A 17,155-nucleotide genomic window follows, 5' to 3' on the forward strand; every position below is an offset into this window, starting at 1 on the left:
TATCAATCTCACAACATGGGAGGACATACAGCAGCTCCCCTCACCCCGGCCCTCTCCCCAAAGGGGCAAGGGAGAAAAGAGTGCACCACACCGTCCCCTCTCCCCTTTGGGGAGAGGGTTAGGGTGAGGGGAAAATGAAATGAAAATTTCGTTACGACGGAAAAACTTAATACTGACGGGCTTTTTTCACCTGCGCCTGCGTTTGCTCCGCGGCTTTACGCACGGCAGACGATTCCGCCACCTGCGCATCACCGGTTCGCCACCAGGAGGCGTAGTCGTGGGTCATGGTCTTCGGCAGCACCTTGATGTCCAGCAGCGTGGCGCCAGGATGCGCGCGGGACGCCGCCAGCGCCGCCAGCAGGGTTTGCTCGTCGTGCACCCGCCACGCGCGGCAGCCGTAGCTCTGCGCATTTTGCGCGAAGTCGACCTTCACCAGCGGACCGTCAAGCCGTCCGGTTTCCGGATTGCGATGGCGGTTTTCCGTGCCAAAGCTGCCCATGCCGTGCCCCATCTGCAGGTTGTTAATGCAGCCGAAGCTGGCGTTATCAAACAGCAGAACGGTGACCTTAATGCCCTCCTGAACGGCAGTTTGCAGCTCGGAGTGCAGCATCATGTAGGAGCCATCCCCCACCATGGCGTATACCGGCTGCTCGGGCCGGGCAAGCTTCGCGCCGAGGGCTGCCGCAATCTCATAGCCCATGCAGGAGTAGCCGTACTCCAGGTGATAGCTGTCCGGCGTTTTGACCTGCCAGAGGCGCTGTAAATCGCCCGGCAGCGAACCGGCCGCGCCCACCACGATGGCGTTATCTTCAATATGCTGGTTGATCAGCCCCAGCACCCGCGTCTGGGTCAGGCGGGTATTGAGCGTCTCGCCGTACTCCGCCAGCTGCGCGTCCAGGTGCCCCGCCACTTCGGGCGCGTCGTCCGGACGCCACTGGCGATCCCACAGGCGACGGCACTCGTCGCGCCAGGCGGATTTCGCCTCAGCGATTGCCTCTCCCCAGCCGCTGCGGTAATCACCAAGCGCGTGGGTCAATGCCTCGAGCCCGGTTTGAGCGTCGGCAATCAGCGCCGTGGCGTCCACCTTCAGGGCGTCAAACTCGGCCACGTTCAGCAGCAGAAATTCGACATCCGGATGGGAAAAGAGCGCCTTGGAGCCGGTGGTAAAGTCGGTCAGGCGCGTGCCGATGCCAATCACCAGATCAGCCTGCGGCGCGAGCTGGTTGGCCGCCATTCCGCCCGTCACCCCTACGCCACCGAGGTTAAGTGGGTGGTCACTTACCAGCGCCCCCTTTCCGGCCTGGGTTTCGGCAAACGGCAGCTGCAGCGTCTCGACAAAGTCGCGAAACGCCTCATGTGCGCCGGAATAGCGCACCCCGCCGCCGCACACCACCAGCGGACGACGCTTGCGGGCGATCAGCGCCCGCGCCTGCGCCAGACGCTGCGGATCGGGCGGACGACGCTCGATGTGGTGCACGCGACGCGCGAAGAAGCTCAGCGGGTAATCCCACGCTTCCCCCTGCACGTCCTGCGACAGGCAAATCGTCACCGCACCGGTATCTGCCGGGTCAGTAAGCGTTCGCATCGCGCTGAGCATCGCGCTCATCAGTTGCTCGGGGCGGTTAATGCGGTCCCAGTAGCGGGAGACCGGACGGAAACAGTCGTTGGTGCTGATGCTGAGGTCGTGATACTGCTCAATCTGCTGCAGCACAGGGTCCGGCTGGCGGCTGGCATAGATATCGCCCGGGAGCAGCAGCAGCGGAATACGGTTCGCCGTGGCGGTTGCCGCGGCCGTGACCATATTGGCGGCGCCCGGCCCGACGGAGGAGGTGACGGCAAAGATGCGCTGACGACGGTGCTGTTTGGCAAATCCCGTCGCCATATGGGCGATGCCCTGCTCGTTGCAGCCCTGCATCACCTGCAGATGGCCGGGATCCTGCTCCAGCGCCTGGCCGATACCCAGCACGTTGCCGTGCCCAAAGATGGTGGCGACGCCCTCCACGAAGGGCGTTTCGTGACCATCCACGCTAACGTACTGTTGATTAAGGAACCGGACCAGCGCCTGAGCCATGGTCATACGTTCGGTTTGCATAACGCCTCCTGTCAGCCCAGCGTCGGCATGGAGAACGCAGCGCCTGTCTCCTGCTGCATTTCCGGCCAGCGCGCGGTGATGGTTTTCATTCGGGTGTAGAAACGCACGCCGTCGTTGCCGTGGACGTTGAGCGCCCCGAAGATGGAGCGCTTCCAGCCGCCGAAACTGTGGAATGCCATCGGCACCGGGATTGGCACGTTGACCCCCACCATGCCCGCCTGCACCTCTTCGCAGAAGCGACGCGCGCAGCCACCGTCGCGGGTGAAGATTGCCGAGCCATTACCATATTCATGGCGGTTAATCAGGTCCACCGCGCTGGCGTAATCTGCTACGCGCACCACAGAAAGCACCGGACCAAAAATCTCTTCTTTATAGATGGTCATCTCCGGAGTGACGTTATCGAACAGCGTCGGCCCGACGAAATAGCCCTGCTCGTGGCCCTTCACGCTAAAGCCGCGGCCGTCCGCGCGAAGCGTCGCCCCCTGTGCTTCCCCGCTGTCGATGTAGCCCAGCACCTTGCTACGGTGCGCGGAGGAGATGAGCGGCCCCATTTCGTTTTCCGGCGTCTGGTCGAGCCCCGGTCCGACGCGCAGCGCGGCAATCTGTTTTTCGAGCCGGGCGCAGAGGTCATCGGCGGTGCTATCCCCCACCGCCAGCACCACCGAGAGCGCCATGCAGCGCTCGCCCGCCGCGCCGTAGGCCGCGCCCATGATGGCGTTGGTCGCCATCTCCATGTCGGCATCCGGCATTAAAATGCAGTGGTTTTTCGCACCGCCCAGCGCCTGGCAGCGCTTACCGTGGGCGGACGCGGTCTGGTAAATGTATTCCGCAATCGGCGTGGAGCCGACAAAGCTCACCGCCTGCACGCGCGGGTCGGTCAGGAGCACGTCAACGGACTCTTTATCGCCCTGCACCACGTTGAAGACGCCGTCCGGCAGGCCGGCTTCTTTCAGCAGCTGCGCCAGCGCGAGCGCCAGAGAAGGGTCTTTTTCCGACGGTTTCAGCACGAAGGTATTCCCGGTCGCCAGCGCAATCGGGAACATCCACATCGGCACCATCGCCGGGAAGTTAAACGGCGTGATCCCGGCGCAGACGCCGAGCGGCTGCATCAGCGAGTGGCTGTCGACGCCGGTCCCGACGTTCGCCGAGTGTTCGCCCTTTTGCAGATGCGGAATACCACAGGCAAACTCCACCACTTCCAGGCCGCGGGTCAGTTCGCCCACCGCGTCGGAGAAGACCTTGCCGTGCTCTTCGCTGATGAGGCGGGCCAGGCGATCCATGTTCTCTTCCAGCAGCGCTTTGAAGCGGAACATCACGCGCGCGCGCTTAAGCGGAGCATGACGCGCCCACGCCGGAAACGCCTGCTGCGCGGCGGCGATCGCCTGCTCCGTTTCCTGTGCCGTACTCATCACCACCTGGCGGATCTGCTCGCCGGTGGCCGGGTTGAAGATCGCCTGAACGCGCTGGCCTGAACCGGTGACACATTCGCCGTGAATAAAATTCGCTACCGTCTCCATCCTTAACCTCTCGCTGTTGATACGTGACTGTGACCTGAACACTGTGTACTGACCACTATATATGAAACAAATATTCCATTTTAAGTTGAAATAAAATAAATGATGATTATTGTGATCAAGGATGGATTTTTATGTTAACAGCCAGCACCACTGACGCCGCGTGCGCTATTAAGGGATTTCGGGCGAGGAAATGACTGAAGCTTCTGTTTCATTTTTGCTGCCAGATGGATGGCCGACATTTAAAAGACGCGGTTTTGCGTTTAGAATCATATGACTGTATTTGGGGGATAAGATGACGACAGCAACCAGCCTGAACGAACTGCAGCAGCAAATCCGCGATCGCTACGATAGCCTGAGCAAGAGGCTGCAGCAGGTCTCCCGCTACGTGCTGGACAATACCAACAGCGTGGCCTTCGATACGGTTGCCGTCATTGCCGAGCGCGCCGACGTGCCGCCTTCGACGCTGATCCGCTTTGCCAACGCCTTTGACTTCACCGGCTTCAATGAAATGAAACAGCTGTTTCGCATGAACCTGGTGGAGGAGACCGCCAGCTACAGCGACCGCGCCCGGCTGTTCCGCGAGATGGAGAGCGAGGCCGTGCCGGAAACGCCGCTCGATATCCTGCAGGAGTTTGCCCGTTCAAACGCGCAGGCGCTGCAGCAGCTGGCCGCCCGCGCCGAGCCGGAGATGCTGGAGCGCGCGGTACAGCTGCTGGCCGACGCCGACACCATCTACATCGCCGGGCTGCGCCGCTCCTTTAGCGTCGCCGCGTACCTTACCTATGCCCTGAGCCATCTGGAGTGCCGCCCTATCCTGCTCGACGGCATGGGCGGGATGCTGCGCGAGCAGATCAGCCGCATTAAGGCGCGCGACATTGTGGTGTCGATAAGCTTCTCGCCGTACGCGGAAGAGACGGTGATGGTCAGCGAAACCGCCGCCAGCGTTGGCGCGCGGCAGATTGTGATTACGGACAGCCAGATAAGCCCGCTGGCGACGTTCAGCGATCTCTGCTTTGTGGTGAAAGAGGCGCAGGTGGACGCGTTTCGGTCTCAGTCGGCGACGCTGTGCCTGGTGCAGTCGCTGGTGGTGGCGCTGGCGTATCGGTTGGGTGGCGGGGATAAATAGCCCATGGTACCGCTCAACAGGCCGGGTAACATAAACACGCTACCCGGCATAATCGCCGTTTCCGGTGTACATCCGCCCGATCTTAGCAGTTTTCGATCTCAGGACACTCAGGATAGCTGACCGAAGCGAGGGCATTTAGACGCTGCCCCGTAATCTGTAACACGCGCAGCAAAAGCATGATGCCGCGGCGGGTATCAGGGTCGTTGAGCATAGTAAACACCTGCCGAAGTGAGATATCCCCTTCCCGGTTAATTTGCTCCCCCCATGCCATGCGCAGCGCGGTTCCCCCTTCCCAGCCGACGGTCACGACATCGTCAAAAACGCCAGCCAGTTTTTCGACCATCGCGTTATCGGCCATTTCCAGCAGGTCTGCGACGACGGCAAGCAGATCAACCAGATTATTCAGGCGATTGCCCGCCATAAGCGGGGCAAGGCTTTTTAGTAACTGTTCCTGGTCACTCATCAGAACATCCCCCTCACGACGCCCCAATACAGTCCACGGTTAAAACCGTTTCGCAGCATGCCGCCGAGTTTTGTCGCCGGCATGGGGGTCACGTCATTGCGATAGTCATATACCAACGGCATACCGGCCCAGAGTCCCATCTGCGCGACGGCCTGAACCCGTCCATCATAATGGTTACCGCTTCCGGGCGGTCTGCCATACAGCTCCGCCACAATGTTATCCGCGATTATGGGCGCCTGGTTGTGGCACGACCCTCCCGCTTTACTGATCGGCAGATCGACGGTATCGCCGATCACATATACCCCTTCTAACCCGTAGACGCCCAGCGTCTGGTGATCCGTCGGCAGCCAGCCTTCACCGTTCTGAACCTCGCTAAGCCCGGTATCACGCACCGCGTCGACTGCCCGAATGGGAGGCGTTGCCATCAGGATGTCGAAATTCTGTGAATCGCCCTCGGCGGAATAGGCAATTTTGCTGTCAGGATCGACATGGCTTAAGGTAAAACCACGCTGATGCTGTATTCCTTTGGCGGCAAAAATATCGCCAAGCGCCTCCCCCACCGGACGCTGCAGGAACAGGCAGTTTCGCAGCAGCTGCGCGATGGTCGGATAGGTATAAACAATCTCAACCTGATTACGCACCCCACGCTGGCGCAGATAATCGTCAACCATCAGCGTGGTTTCAATAGGGGCAATGCCGCACTGGTGGGGAACATTCGGTGTTTCAGGGAAAGAGACGGTAATAAATATTCGCCCCTTTTTGAGGGTGGCGAGCTTATGCGCTAATTGTCTGGCCGCCGCGTATTGATAAAAATGATCGCCCGCGTCGGCAAGGCCAGGGATTTTTTGTGTAAAAGGTGTGCAGCCGGTGGCAATAACCAGCAGGTCCCAGTCGTAATGTCGCTTACTGGCCCCGTACAGTCGACGCTGCTTAAAATCGAAAGATTCAATCCTGTCGGTAATAAATTGAATTTCCGGACTCAGTAATTGCCGTTCAGGCCGGGCCAGTTCATGGTGATGGAAGAGGTTAAAGGCGACGTACATAAAGGCGGGTTTGTAGTAGTGCATTGGTGATTCGGAAATCAGTACCAGCTCTACCTGACCGGCAGCAATTTCACGTCGTAATTTCCTGGCCAGCAGATTGGCAACAATGGTTCCTCCCGTGCCGCCGCCGACAATCATTATGCGGTTTTTCATTCCTTTATTCGCTCATGATAGTGAATGGGAATTCACGTAACCAGACCGCTTCACTGTTACGCTCAGCTAAAGCGTAGTAACAGAATAATATTCCGCAATATAAACTTTAATGAGAAATTTAATTTTGATAAACATATCATTATTTATAATATATACTATAAAATATAATTTATATCTCTATAACGTAGCCTTTAACTGTGGTCTCTTTTCATTACTATTATTCGCCAAACAGCAGCGTTGTGTACTTTTTAGATACCGCCCCGGAGCGCTGTCCGTTCGCGCCATAATAGCGATCTTCACGGCACAGTCGCTCCTTCACATCGCAGAAAATACCGTTGGCAAAGGTGAATTCAGTCAGATCGACATTGCTCGACGTGAACACCTCGTTTGCAGCAGCCTTCTTACCGAGATAGGTCTCTGTCAACGCGCGGGATAATCCCTTGTCATTGGCGCATACATATCGGTCGCAGAGCACGCCCGATACTGGCGACTTGAGCCTGGCGGGGGTCCTGGCCTGGGCGGACATGGTGGACACGGCCAGCAGCGCGGCCACAGAGCATGCGAGTATTGATTTGTTCAAGATGATAATCTCCGTTAGTTAATGAGTGTCGGCTTTGCACCGGGCGCGGTGGAACCATGATGAGGGTGAAAAATCCTGGAGGGTTCTGAGTTTCAGCAGGAAATGCCCCGTATGGCTTTTTGTTGACCTAACAGTTGTCGAAAGTTCGGCTCGGAGGCAATTGTAAGGACCCTATCCCGGTGAGTCATGCGATTTTAGAGACCTGAACTAATATGCTGTATACGGAGTGGGCTTGTGGGGCGGGTTAGGTCCGGTGTGAGCGAGAAGCGGAAGTTGCTTGTGATCATACGCCACAGCAATCAACTTAAAATTTATTGATCATGTCTACTTTTGGATGACAGCATAACAAATTATCGTGTCGAAAAAATGGGCTATAAAAATAGGCAGAATTAGTCACCAATACGCTTTTTATAAGCAAGCTAATTAAATTCTCACTGGTGCTTAAGAAACTATATTCCTCATCAGCAAGATTCTCGGATTCTAATTCCATGTTAATATCCAAGACACATCATGATGTAAGATCTGGAGGGTGTACTGATTTTCGGTACAACTCCAAGTCATATTATTGTATTAGCCTCAGGGCTTAAAATGATATTGTAGTTGTATTTCCAAAGCTCACTTTCTTGATAACAATAATGACAATTATCTTATTGGAGGGGAGGCTATGAAAGCACAATGCAATGATGTATCCTTAAAAAGGATGTCTATAACATGCTTGGTATTCACGCTGACATCTTGCGCTATACCACCATACGATGAAAAAATGGATGAACAACTCACCAATTTACAGTTATCTATGGACACCAGTCTTGGGGAGATAGAAGGAGCTTCATTTTTTTATGAGCAGTCAATAAGAAATAACGCAACATCAAAGGAAAATATTGAAAAACTAAAAAAACAATGTAGTTATGAGGTTAATTATAATCGCTATTCTGATATAAACGCAAAAATTAATTATTTAGTGATGAGGCTATCAGTAACACCCAATATTCCACAAGGTCCTATTAATGCAATGGTAGCAATGCAAAAGAACTTCAAGAGTTTGCAGGAAATGCATGCAACTCATCAACCATGTCTTAAGTCTGTTAACTTCGCAGAAAAAAGAATGCAGCTAAATGGTGACTTCTATCCAATCTACAGCTATTTACTCCAAACAAAAGTTGGAACTACTGAAAGCAAAACTGATAAAAGTAACAAGTGATAATCTAAAGAGGAAAGTAAAATGTCTGAGTTCAATACTGATAAGGTCACCAGTGATGTTATAAAAGCCGTCACTAACATTTTAGGACAAACGGTTGAGATTAATAGTAAATCAATAGCTTTTCAAATGGGACAGTATGTTGCTGCTTATAAGTACTTAAAAGATAATTGGGATGATTTTGAACCTGATACTCGAATACTGCATGAACAACAGATTCAAGACTCAATGACTACAATACTGAAAGGATACGAAGGTGTTAGCGCCATGGCTGCTAAGCAAGCAGTTAATGCTGCCTTTGAGGTAATTGTTGAAGCAGCAGGGAAATTTATCAGATTATTATGAATTTCTCTTTCCGGCTAAACAAAACGCTATCTTTTAGCAATTGCATGTAATTAATAGATAAAGTCCACTCGTTTTTTAATTAATAAGCTTCAATATTTAGTCATACTAAAACAGCCTAAGCTTGGATATGAATATGAGCACATCCAATTAATTGTCAGATACATTATTGAAATGTGTGGAAGAGCTAACGAGTGCGCCCCAATACAGGAGATGACATGGCTACCATTCCTGATATTTCTACTGCGAAGCTTTTGGCTTGGAACGAATACAAAGATAAGACACCAGACCAAGCATTGCCATTAATATATGCGAACATTGAAAAAAAATCAAAAGGAATGTGTTCATGGTATTGGTTGAGTATTAGAGCAAAGAGAAACACATCTCTGGCTATAAGAGGGGTCGCCTTCATACTTCTTGTGTTTGGTACGACTTTTCCTATTCTTTCAGCTTTATTTGGCAGTGCAGCCACAAAACTAGTGTTGACACAAGTCGGTGCGGCGCTGCTAATAATTGCAACACTTTTCGTCCTTGCAGATAGAGTATTTGGGTGGTCAAGTGGCTGGATGCGATATATAGCAACAGTTACAACAATGGAAAACCTAACACGTGCGTTTGAGCTAGAGTGGGCCAATTACATTGTTTCTAAAATAACGGCACTAGATGCTGTTGATGTGAAAGCACTGTTTGAACTAGCTAAAACGCTAGAAGCAGAATTAACTAAACTTCAAGCTGAAGAAACAACCAAGTGGATTACTGAATTCAACACCAGTATTGCCCTTCTTGAATCGATGATTAAGTCTCAGCGTGAAGAAACTGACAAAAGGCTTGACGCAATCCGAACTAACCTTACAACTCAAGCAGCCCAAGCCCAAGCATCTCAGAAAGCAGCGCTACCGGGGGCGATCGAGGTTTCGTTTGTCTTTAAAGCAGAACTGAAGAAGGTCAAAATTGCCATAGATTTAAATGAACCTGTTGAGTTTTTTGGACACTCTTGGTCAGAGCTGAATGTTTCACCAGGCAAACATAAGCTTTCGGTAGAGGTAATGTCGAATCCACCGGAAATGATAACTAAGGTCATTGACGTGCAAGCGGAAACAACTGCGCGAACAACCATTAGTTTTGAAACTTAGGTGTAATCCATAGGTTACCGATAAATCATCCCTCTCAAACTACCACGTTCAAACCACGCATGGTGTTGCCAACCATGGCCCAAAAAAAGCCCGCAATCCGCGGGCGTAGAGATAATTTAGAACCTGTTAGTATCAGACGTTTCCGGTTGGGAAAACATTCCCACTCGATCATCACTAGAAAATGAAAACATTTATTAAGCAAGGAGTTAATACAAGAAATAATCTAAACACCATGAGAAATACCATACCCAGTAAATTCAAGAAGTCGAATTAACCTCTCACTCGGCAAACGTTACCGATAGCTGCCTCTCCAAGTTGGAGAGGCTCATCCGTGCTACCATCCTCAACACTCTTCACCAGCAGCTCTGCCGGATAAGATGGGTAGGCCAGGAAAAGCTCGACCATTGCCTCGTCGTGACTACGGTCTTTCATCAATAACCCATAGTTATGGATGCACTCAGCCCCAAGAATAACCTGCTTAGGCCGCTAAAAATCTTTCCGTTAATGACAGTACCGCTTGTCAGGACTGACAGAAACTGGCCAGAAGCAGTCATTGCTACTCGTCCGACTCATCAGTCTCGCCGAACAAGAATTTCCCTATGTACCAAATCGATCGCCCAACGTTGTGAATGAGCTGCTCTCCCTGCCGCAATGGCGAGTCTTCTTCATCGACGCCCGCGAGCTTGATCGCGTCTGTTATCTTTGAGCCTGTAGGGTGTGCATCTCCCACTCGCATATCATAAGCACCGGCAATCTCAGCAAATACTCTTTTGGCTTTATCGTCTCCAATTTTCTCAGCCAAAATACTTTGGAGTAACTTGTTTGAACCGAGCTTGGCTTTCTCTTGGTGTGTAGAAAGCTTGCGTAGCTCGGTTACGTTGAGCCTGTCCGAGAATACGCGAATGATGTCCTTGGCTAGTCTGAGTAGGGTCACTCTATCTTTGCTTGCAAACCTGGATATTTGCTGCCCTACTTCGAAGTCATCAATATCATGGGTGAACAGCGATATTTCGTATTTATGCCTGAAGCCGTCTTCCAAAAGCCTCATGCTTCCAAAAAACATTTCTTCAACCGCATATGTGGATGCCGGTTTCGCCCTCACCTGCGCGTCCAGTAGCTCACTTGAAACCTTTCCTTCAGGAGCTACATTATGCCCCGCCCAAACATGCTGCTCCCATGGGGCGAGTCGTGCGATGTCATAAGCATATACGGTGATAAGATCCGAACTGTTTATGCCGAAATGCGTTTTATATCCTGATGTGGAATTAATAGCTCCAGTTTCAGCCGTATACCACGCCAACTTAAATCCTCGGCTATTGAGAAGCTCATTCACGACGCTGACCCGAAACCATAGCCAACGGCCTATGTCCTCATTGTCAAGCTCTGCTGATCTCAATCGCGTTCCATCGGTTTCCACGATGAATTGCGGGAGGTTCGGATCGGCATCTCCGCGAACACGAAGGCTTTTTGATTGGTGGTCTATCCATTCCTCACGCCAAAACTCACCCTCTACCCGTACACCTTTATAGCCTCCACGATTCCCCTCAGAACTTTCATAGTCAGTGTTCGAGTCATTCTCAGGGCCCATCACAGGGGCGTCTTCACCCTCATCTACGTCCGTTCGCCAAGCTCGAAACATCGCCCAGCGTCCCCCAAAGACGTCATCAAGCTTGCGAACAATCAGGGTAAATTTACCGTTATCTCTTTCTTCATTGTGAGGCTGCAAATTTGAATATGCGCTGCACTCAAATACGGGGACATTTTCTACCCTCTGTCGGTAGTACGAAAGACGGAGCGACAGATTTCTGGCCGCTAGATAGTCGATTAAAAATTCTCTTTTTATTTCTATCTGACTATGCTCGCCATCTTCACTCACTGTCTCGCGAGCTACTACAACGAAATTTTCTTCAGGTCTGACCCAGTTGCCCCCCTCTTTGACCAAGTGCAGCGCGACAACCAAATCAGGGCTCAGTATCCATTTCCTACCTCCAACAACAGGCTGCGGGTGTTCATAAACTAGATTGACACCTATTGGCTCTTTATCATTGTATTGATATTGGTCAATGGACGCATAATATCCATCTTCATATGCATAAGGCGCGATTGTGTGCCCAATGCCTATGTCGCTCCATCCAAGACGTTCCTCAACTAGCTGGCGATGCTCTGATGGGAATGCAACAGAACCACAGCCGAAATATTCACTTACATAGCCTACTTCTTTTAGATCCCCTTTCTTGCTCCCAACTGACGCTCTCAAAGGAACCCAAGCCGCGTTAGAAAATACCCTGCGGGTTTCCTTGGTTTGGAGAATCCACTCTTCACTCATGGTCGAATTTCCTGTATTCATGACAGCATGCTGGAATTAAGCAATGGCCTTCACTTGATAGTTTCCAGCCTACCGTGGATCGAATAGTTGTAGCGGAATAAAATCGACCCCGCAGGCGTGCTGGCTACATAAAGGACGTTACGGTCGTTCACTTTGTAGAGTTTGTTTTTCGGCTTGATGTTACTCAGCTTGGTATCGGTCAGCATGGTCGAGTTTCATCTAGAAAACACCATACCCCCCTCATCACACCAAACTATTAAAAGTATTATAAATCAATAGATTAATTTAAATAGATACCATACCTATCTGGTCAGGAACGACATGGTACCGAGTGCCGAACATAGTATTAGGGTACAGATTGTACCATCTACCATGCCATAAAAACGGGGGACTGGCGATGCGAAAACTTGCCAGATAGTGCGAGGTCGAAAACGCAAAAAGCCCGCAATTACGCGGGCTTCCGGGTGTTTCTTGCCACTCACTGCCGGTCTATACCGGACGCAGGATTATTCCCACTCAATCGTTGCCGGTGGCTTACCGCTGATGTCATACACCACGCGGGAAATACCGTTCACTTCGTTGATGATGCGGTTAGACACGCGGCCTAAGAAGTCATACGGCAGGTGCGCCCAGTGCGCGGTCATAAAGTCGATGGTTTCCACCGCACGCAGGGAAACAACCCAGTCGTATTTACGGCCATCGCCCATCACGCCTACAGAGCGTACTGGCAGGAACACGGTGAACGCCTGGCTCACTTTGTTGTACAGGTCAGCTTTATGCAGCTCTTCGATGAAGATCGCGTCCGCACGACGCAGCAGGTCGCAGTACTCTTTCTTCACTTCGCCCAGCACGCGCACGCCCAGACCCGGACCCGGGAACGGGTGACGGTAGAGCATGTCGTACGGCAGACCCAGTTCCAGACCGATCTTACGCACTTCGTCTTTGAACAGCTCGCGCAGCGGCTCAACCAGACCCATCTTCATCTCTTTCGGCAGGCCGCCCACGTTGTGGTGAGATTTGATGACGTGCGCTTTGCCGGTGGCGGATGCGGCAGACTCGATGACGTCAGGGTAGATGGTGCCCTGCGCCAGCCACTTCACGTCGTCCAGCTTCAGCGCTTCTTCGTCGAACACTTCCACGAACACGCGGCCGATGATCTTACGTTTTGCTTCCGGATCGTTCTCGCCTTTCAGCGCGTCCAGGAAGCGCTGCTCGCCTTCCACGTGAACGATGTTCAGACCGAAGTGGTCACCGAACATGTCCATAACCTGCTGGGCTTCGTTCAGGCGCAGCAGGCCGTTGTCCACAAAGACGCAGGTCAGGTTTTTACCGATGGCGCGGTGCAGCAGCATCGCGGTCACGGAGGAGTCCACGCCGCCGGAGAGGCCGAGGATCACTTTGTCATCGCCAACCTGCTGGCGGATACGCTCAACGGCGTCGTCGATAATTTTTGCCGGGGTCCACAGGGCTTCACACTGGCAGATGTCGCGCACGAAGCGCTCCAGCATGCGCATACCCTGACGGGTGTGGGTTACTTCCGGGTGGAACTGCACGCCGTAGAAGCGTTTTTCTTCGTTCGCCATGATGGCAAACGGGCAGCTCTCGGTGCTGGCAACGGTGACGAAGTCAGACGGGATAGCGGTGACTTTATCGCCGTGGCTCATCCACACGTCCAGCAGCGGTTTGCCGTCTGCGGTCAGGGAGTCTTCGATACCGCGCACCAGCGCGCTGTCGTTTACCACTTCAACCTGCGCATAGCCGAACTCGCGCTCGCTGGAGCCTTCTACGTGGCCGCCCAGCTGCATTGCCATGGTCTGCATACCGTAGCAAACGCCGAATACCGGCACGCCAGCTTCGAACACGTACTGCGGCGCGCGCGGGCTGTTCTCTTCGGTGGTGCTTTCCGGGCCGCCGGACAGGATGATGCCGCTTGGATTGAATTCGCGAATCTGTGCTTCCGTGACATCCCACGCCCACAGTTCACAGTAAACGCCCAGTTCACGTACGCGACGCGCCACCAGCTGAGTGTACTGAGAACCAAAGTCCAGGATGAGAATGCGATGTTTATGAATGTTTTCCGTCATTGACGCTAATTCCGAGGCAAGTGAAACAAAAACAGAGCGCCCGGCAGAAGCCGGGCGCGGAAATTAATCAGGAGCCCAGACGGTAGTTCGGGGACTCTTTGGTGATCGTCACGTCATGAACGTGGCTCTCCTGGATACCCGCACCGCTGATGCGTACGAATTCCGCTTTAGTACGCAGCAGGTCAATGGTACCACAGCCGGTCAGGCCCATACAGGAGCGCAGGCCGCCCATCTGCTGGTGGATGATCTCTTTCAGACGGCCTTTATAGGCAACGCGACCTTCGATACCTTCCGGCACCAGTTTGTCTGCGGCGTTATCGGTCTGGAAGTAACGGTCAGAGGAACCTTTGGACATCGCGCCCAGGGAGCCCATGCCGCGGTAGGATTTGTAAGAACGGCCCTGGTAGAGTTCGATTTCACCCGGGGATTCTTCGGTACCGGCCAGCATGGAGCCTACCATCACGGCAGCGGCGCCAGCGGCGATGGCTTTCGCGATGTCGCCTGAGAAGCGGATACCGCCGTCAGCGATAACCGGAATACCGGTTCCTTCCAGCGCTTCAACCGCGTCAGACACCGCGGTGATCTGCGGAACGCCCACGCCGGTCACGATACGCGTGGTACAGATAGAGCCAGGACCGATACCCACTTTCACCGCGCTGCAGCCAGCGTCAGCCAGCGCGCGAGCGCCTGCGCCAGTGGCCACGTTACCGCCGATGATCTGCAGATCAGGGTATTTGGCTCGGGTGTCACGAATACGCTGCAGAACGCCTTCGGAGTGGCCGTGAGAGGAGTCGATCAGCAGGACGTCAACGCCCGCAGCAACCAGCGCGTCAACGCGCTCTTCGTTACCGGCACCTGCGCCTACCGCAGCGCCAACGCGCAGACGGCCATGCTCGTCTTTACAGGCGTTAGGCTTACGTTCTGCTTTCTGGAAATCTTTAACGGTGATCATGCCGCGCAGGTGGAAGTTGCTGTCAACAACCAGCGCTTTTTCAACGCGTTTTTCGTGCATTTTTGCCAGCACTACGTCGCGGGTTTCACCTTCGCGAACGGTGACCAGACGCTCTTTTGGCGTCATGTACACGCTGACAGGCTGGTTCAGGTCAGTCACGAAACGCACGTCACGACCAGTAATAATACCGACCAGCTCGTTCTCTTCGGTCACCACCGGGTAACCGGCGAAGCCGTTACGCTCGGTCAGGGCCTTCACTTCGTGCAGGGTGGTAGTTGGCAGAACGGTCTGTGGGTCGGACACGATACCGGATTCATGTTTCTTCACGCGGCGAACTTCTTCCGCCTGACGTTCGATAGACATGTTTTTGTGAATAAAGCCAATGCCACCTTCCTGTGCCAGGGCAATAGCCAGGCGCGCTTCAGTCACGGTGTCCATTGCCGCAGAGAGCATAGGAATGTTCAGGCGAATGGTTTTCGTCAACTGCGTGCTGAGATCGGCAGTATTCGGCAGAACAGTGGAGTGAGCGGGAACGAGGAGGACGTCGTCAAACGTCAGTGCTTCTTTAGCGATACGTAGCATGGGCAATATCTCTGACCTGGGTGGTTAAATATTGCCGTGGCATTATACAGAGCGTAACCGATTGCATCTACACTTTTTTATAAAAAAGCTTGCGATTGCCTCTCAGCAGGTTACTATCGACTGAATAACTTGCTGATTTAGAATTTGATCCCGCTCACATGTTATCCTCTCAATCCCCCTCAATTTATACCGTCAGCCGCCTGAATCAGACGGTGCGTTTGCTGCTTGAGCAGGAAATGGGGCAGGTCTGGATCAGCGGTGAAATCTCTAACTTCACGCAGCCCTCCTCCGGCCACTGGTACTTTACGCTAAAAGACGATACCGCCCAGGTGCGCTGCGCAATGTTCCGCAACAGCAACCGCCGCGTGACGTTCCGTCCTCAGCACGGCCAGCAGGTTCTGGTACGCGCCAATATCACCCTGTATGAGCCGCGCGGTGATTATCAAATTATCGTCGAGAGCATGCAGCCTGCGGGCGAAGGCCTGCTGCAGCAAAAGTACGAACAGTTAAAGGCGAAGCTCTCGGAAGAGGGACTTTTCGACCAGCAGTTCAAAAAGCCGCTGCCCTCGCCTGCCCACTGCGTGGGTGTCATCACCTCGAAAACCGGTGCAGCACTGCACGATATTTTGCACGTTTTGAAGCGTCGCGACCCTTCCCTGCCCGTCATCATCTACCCGACCGCCGTGCAGGGTGACGATGCGCCGGGCCAAATTGTGCGCGCCATTGAGCTGGCGAACGCGCGTCAGGAGTGCGACGTCTTAATCGTCGGACGCGGCGGCGGCTCGCTGGAAGATCTGTGGAGCTTTAACGACGAGCGCGTGGCGCGGGCAATCTTTGCAAGTCAGATCCCCGTGGTGAGCGCCGTCGGCCACGAAACGGACGTGACGATCGCCGATTTTGTCGCGGATCTCCGCGCGCCGACGCCGTCCGCGGCGGCAGAGGTGGTCAGCCGCAACCAGCTGGAGCTGCTGCGTCAGATCCAGAGCGCACAGCAGCGTCTGGAGATGGCGATGGACTACTACCTCGCCAACCGAACCCGGCGCTTTACCCAACTTCATCACCGTCTCCAGCAGCAGCACCCGCAGCTGCGCCTGGCGCGTCAGCAGACCGTACTGGAGCGACTGCGCCAGCGCATGAACGTGGCGATGGACACGCAGATCAAGCGCGTGGTGTCGCGCCAGCAGCGCGTGACGCAGCGTCTGAACCAGCAGAACCCGCAGCCAAAAATTTATCGCGCGCAAACGCGGATCCAGCAGCTGGAGTACCGTCTGGCGGAAACTCTCCGTGCGCGACTGAGCACCACCCGCGAACGCTTTGGCAATGCGGTGACCCACCTTGAAGCGGTCAGCCCCCTCTCCACGCTGGCGCGCGGCTATAGCGTGACGACGGCGACGGACGGCAAGGTGCTGAAGCAAACCAAACAGGTGAATACCGGTGATGTGCTGACGACGCGTCTGTCAGACGGCTGGGTAGAAAGCGAAGTGAAATCAATTAAACCGGTGAAAAAGACGCGTCAGCGTAAAACCGGATAATTCTTCGCCGGTTACTTACTATACTGCTGCTA

Annotated in this window: 13 protein-coding genes and 1 pseudogene; 5 read left to right on the top strand and 9 right to left on the bottom strand. The window is 53.6% G+C overall.

Translation table 11 applies throughout. The annotated features are described in order from the left end of the window. Positions 1-166 precede the first annotated feature (166 nt). Positions 167-2,092, bottom strand: coding sequence for a 3D-(3,5/4)-trihydroxycyclohexane-1,2-dione acylhydrolase (decyclizing) (iolD, locus tag ABFV38_RS16205; protein WP_348957575.1), 1,926 nt, complete (start codon positions 2,090-2,092; stop codon positions 167-169). A gap of 11 nt (positions 2,093-2,103) precedes the next feature. Beyond that, the gene (locus ABFV38_RS16210) at positions 2,104-3,609 is read right to left on the bottom strand and encodes a CoA-acylating methylmalonate-semialdehyde dehydrogenase (protein ID WP_348957576.1); all 1,506 of its coding nucleotides are present in this window, start codon (positions 3,607-3,609) and stop codon (positions 2,104-2,106) included. Between the two features lie 292 nt (positions 3,610-3,901). On the opposite strand from ABFV38_RS16210, the gene ABFV38_RS16215 reads away from it, so the two are divergent. Then, the gene (locus tag ABFV38_RS16215; protein WP_023344667.1) at positions 3,902-4,735 is read left to right on the top strand and encodes a MurR/RpiR family transcriptional regulator; all 834 of its coding nucleotides are present in this window, start codon (positions 3,902-3,904) and stop codon (positions 4,733-4,735) included. 82 nt (positions 4,736-4,817) lie between these two features. Here ABFV38_RS16215 and ABFV38_RS16220 read toward each other — a convergent pair whose 3' ends face one another. From ABFV38_RS16220 to ABFV38_RS16230, 3 genes are all read right to left on the bottom strand, one after another. Beyond that, positions 4,818-5,198, bottom strand: coding sequence for a DUF1641 domain-containing protein (locus tag ABFV38_RS16220; protein ID WP_348957577.1), 381 nt, complete (start codon positions 5,196-5,198; stop codon positions 4,818-4,820). After that, complete coding sequence (locus ABFV38_RS16225) at positions 5,198-6,394, bottom strand: FAD/NAD(P)-binding oxidoreductase (protein WP_348957578.1); 1,197 nt, start codon at positions 6,392-6,394, stop codon at positions 5,198-5,200. Before ABFV38_RS16225 ends, ABFV38_RS16220 begins: the two co-directional genes overlap by 1 nt. Before the next feature lie 217 nt (positions 6,395-6,611). Beyond that, entirely contained in the window at positions 6,612-6,947 is a 336-nt protein-coding gene (locus tag ABFV38_RS16230) for a YcgJ family protein (RefSeq protein ID WP_348957579.1), read from the bottom strand. Between the two features lie 691 nt (positions 6,948-7,638). Here ABFV38_RS16230 and ABFV38_RS16235 point away from each other — a divergent pair. From ABFV38_RS16235 to ABFV38_RS16245, 3 genes are all read left to right on the top strand, one after another. Further along, on the top strand, positions 7,639-8,175 hold the full coding sequence (locus ABFV38_RS16235) for a hypothetical protein (protein ID WP_348957580.1): 537 nt from the start codon (positions 7,639-7,641) through the stop codon (positions 8,173-8,175). Between the two features lie 21 nt (positions 8,176-8,196). Then, complete coding sequence (locus tag ABFV38_RS16240; protein ID WP_348957581.1) at positions 8,197-8,517, top strand: hypothetical protein; 321 nt, start codon at positions 8,197-8,199, stop codon at positions 8,515-8,517. A gap of 215 nt (positions 8,518-8,732) precedes the next feature. Continuing rightward, on the top strand, positions 8,733-9,647 hold the full coding sequence (locus ABFV38_RS16245) for an SLATT domain-containing protein (protein WP_348957582.1): 915 nt from the start codon (positions 8,733-8,735) through the stop codon (positions 9,645-9,647). Positions 9,648-10,203: 556 nt separating this feature from the next. Here the strand turns inward: ABFV38_RS16245 and ABFV38_RS16250 are convergent. The 4 genes and pseudogenes from ABFV38_RS16250 to guaB all read right to left on the bottom strand — a co-directional run bounded on the left by ABFV38_RS16250 (position 10,204) and on the right by guaB (position 15,591). Further along, entirely contained in the window at positions 10,204-11,973 is a 1,770-nt protein-coding gene (locus ABFV38_RS16250) for a hypothetical protein (protein WP_348957583.1), read from the bottom strand. Between the two features lie 56 nt (positions 11,974-12,029). Beyond that, a pseudogene (locus ABFV38_RS16255) lies at positions 12,030-12,179 on the bottom strand (Arm DNA-binding domain-containing protein); the annotation flags it as partial. A 300-nt stretch (positions 12,180-12,479) separates the two neighbouring features. Further along, on the bottom strand, positions 12,480-14,057 hold the full coding sequence (gene guaA, locus ABFV38_RS16260) for a glutamine-hydrolyzing GMP synthase (RefSeq protein WP_008502126.1): 1,578 nt from the start codon (positions 14,055-14,057) through the stop codon (positions 12,480-12,482). A gap of 67 nt (positions 14,058-14,124) precedes the next feature. After that, positions 14,125-15,591, bottom strand: coding sequence for an IMP dehydrogenase (gene guaB, locus ABFV38_RS16265; protein WP_008502128.1), 1,467 nt, complete (start codon positions 15,589-15,591; stop codon positions 14,125-14,127). 158 nt (positions 15,592-15,749) lie between these two features. Between guaB and xseA the strand changes: the two genes are divergently transcribed. Then, positions 15,750-17,123, top strand: coding sequence for an exodeoxyribonuclease VII large subunit (gene xseA, locus ABFV38_RS16270; protein ID WP_348957584.1), 1,374 nt, complete (start codon positions 15,750-15,752; stop codon positions 17,121-17,123). The last annotated feature ends 32 nt before the right edge of the window (positions 17,124-17,155 follow it).

The sequence above is a fragment of the Enterobacter cloacae complex sp. Mu1197 genome (genome assembly GCF_040059225.1).
GTDB lineage: Bacteria > Pseudomonadota > Gammaproteobacteria > Enterobacterales > Enterobacteriaceae > Enterobacter > Enterobacter quasiroggenkampii.

What these genes read in the sequence shown, in the direction of transcription:
- ABFV38_RS16210 (WP_348957576.1), bottom strand. Translation starts at nt 3,609, where the DNA reads ATGGAGACGGTAGCGAATTTTATTCACGGCGAATGTGTCACCGGTTCA.
- ABFV38_RS16250 (WP_348957583.1), bottom strand. Translation starts at nt 11,973, where the DNA reads ATGAGTGAAGAGTGGATTCTCCAAACCAAGGAAACCCGCAGGGTATTT.
- ABFV38_RS16245 (WP_348957582.1), top strand. Translation starts at nt 8,733, where the DNA reads ATGGCTACCATTCCTGATATTTCTACTGCGAAGCTTTTGGCTTGGAAC.
- iolD (WP_348957575.1), bottom strand. Translation starts at nt 2,092, where the DNA reads ATGCAAACCGAACGTATGACCATGGCTCAGGCGCTGGTCCGGTTCCTT.
- ABFV38_RS16235 (WP_348957580.1), top strand. Translation starts at nt 7,639, where the DNA reads ATGAAAGCACAATGCAATGATGTATCCTTAAAAAGGATGTCTATAACA.
- guaA (WP_008502126.1), bottom strand. Translation starts at nt 14,057, where the DNA reads ATGACGGAAAACATTCATAAACATCGCATTCTCATCCTGGACTTTGGT.
- ABFV38_RS16215 (WP_023344667.1), top strand. Translation starts at nt 3,902, where the DNA reads ATGACGACAGCAACCAGCCTGAACGAACTGCAGCAGCAAATCCGCGAT.
- ABFV38_RS16220 (WP_348957577.1), bottom strand. Translation starts at nt 5,198, where the DNA reads ATGAGTGACCAGGAACAGTTACTAAAAAGCCTTGCCCCGCTTATGGCG.
- guaB (WP_008502128.1), bottom strand. Translation starts at nt 15,591, where the DNA reads ATGCTACGTATCGCTAAAGAAGCACTGACGTTTGACGACGTCCTCCTC.
- ABFV38_RS16240 (WP_348957581.1), top strand. Translation starts at nt 8,197, where the DNA reads ATGTCTGAGTTCAATACTGATAAGGTCACCAGTGATGTTATAAAAGCC.
- xseA (WP_348957584.1), top strand. Translation starts at nt 15,750, where the DNA reads ATGTTATCCTCTCAATCCCCCTCAATTTATACCGTCAGCCGCCTGAAT.
- ABFV38_RS16225 (WP_348957578.1), bottom strand. Translation starts at nt 6,394, where the DNA reads ATGAAAAACCGCATAATGATTGTCGGCGGCGGCACGGGAGGAACCATT.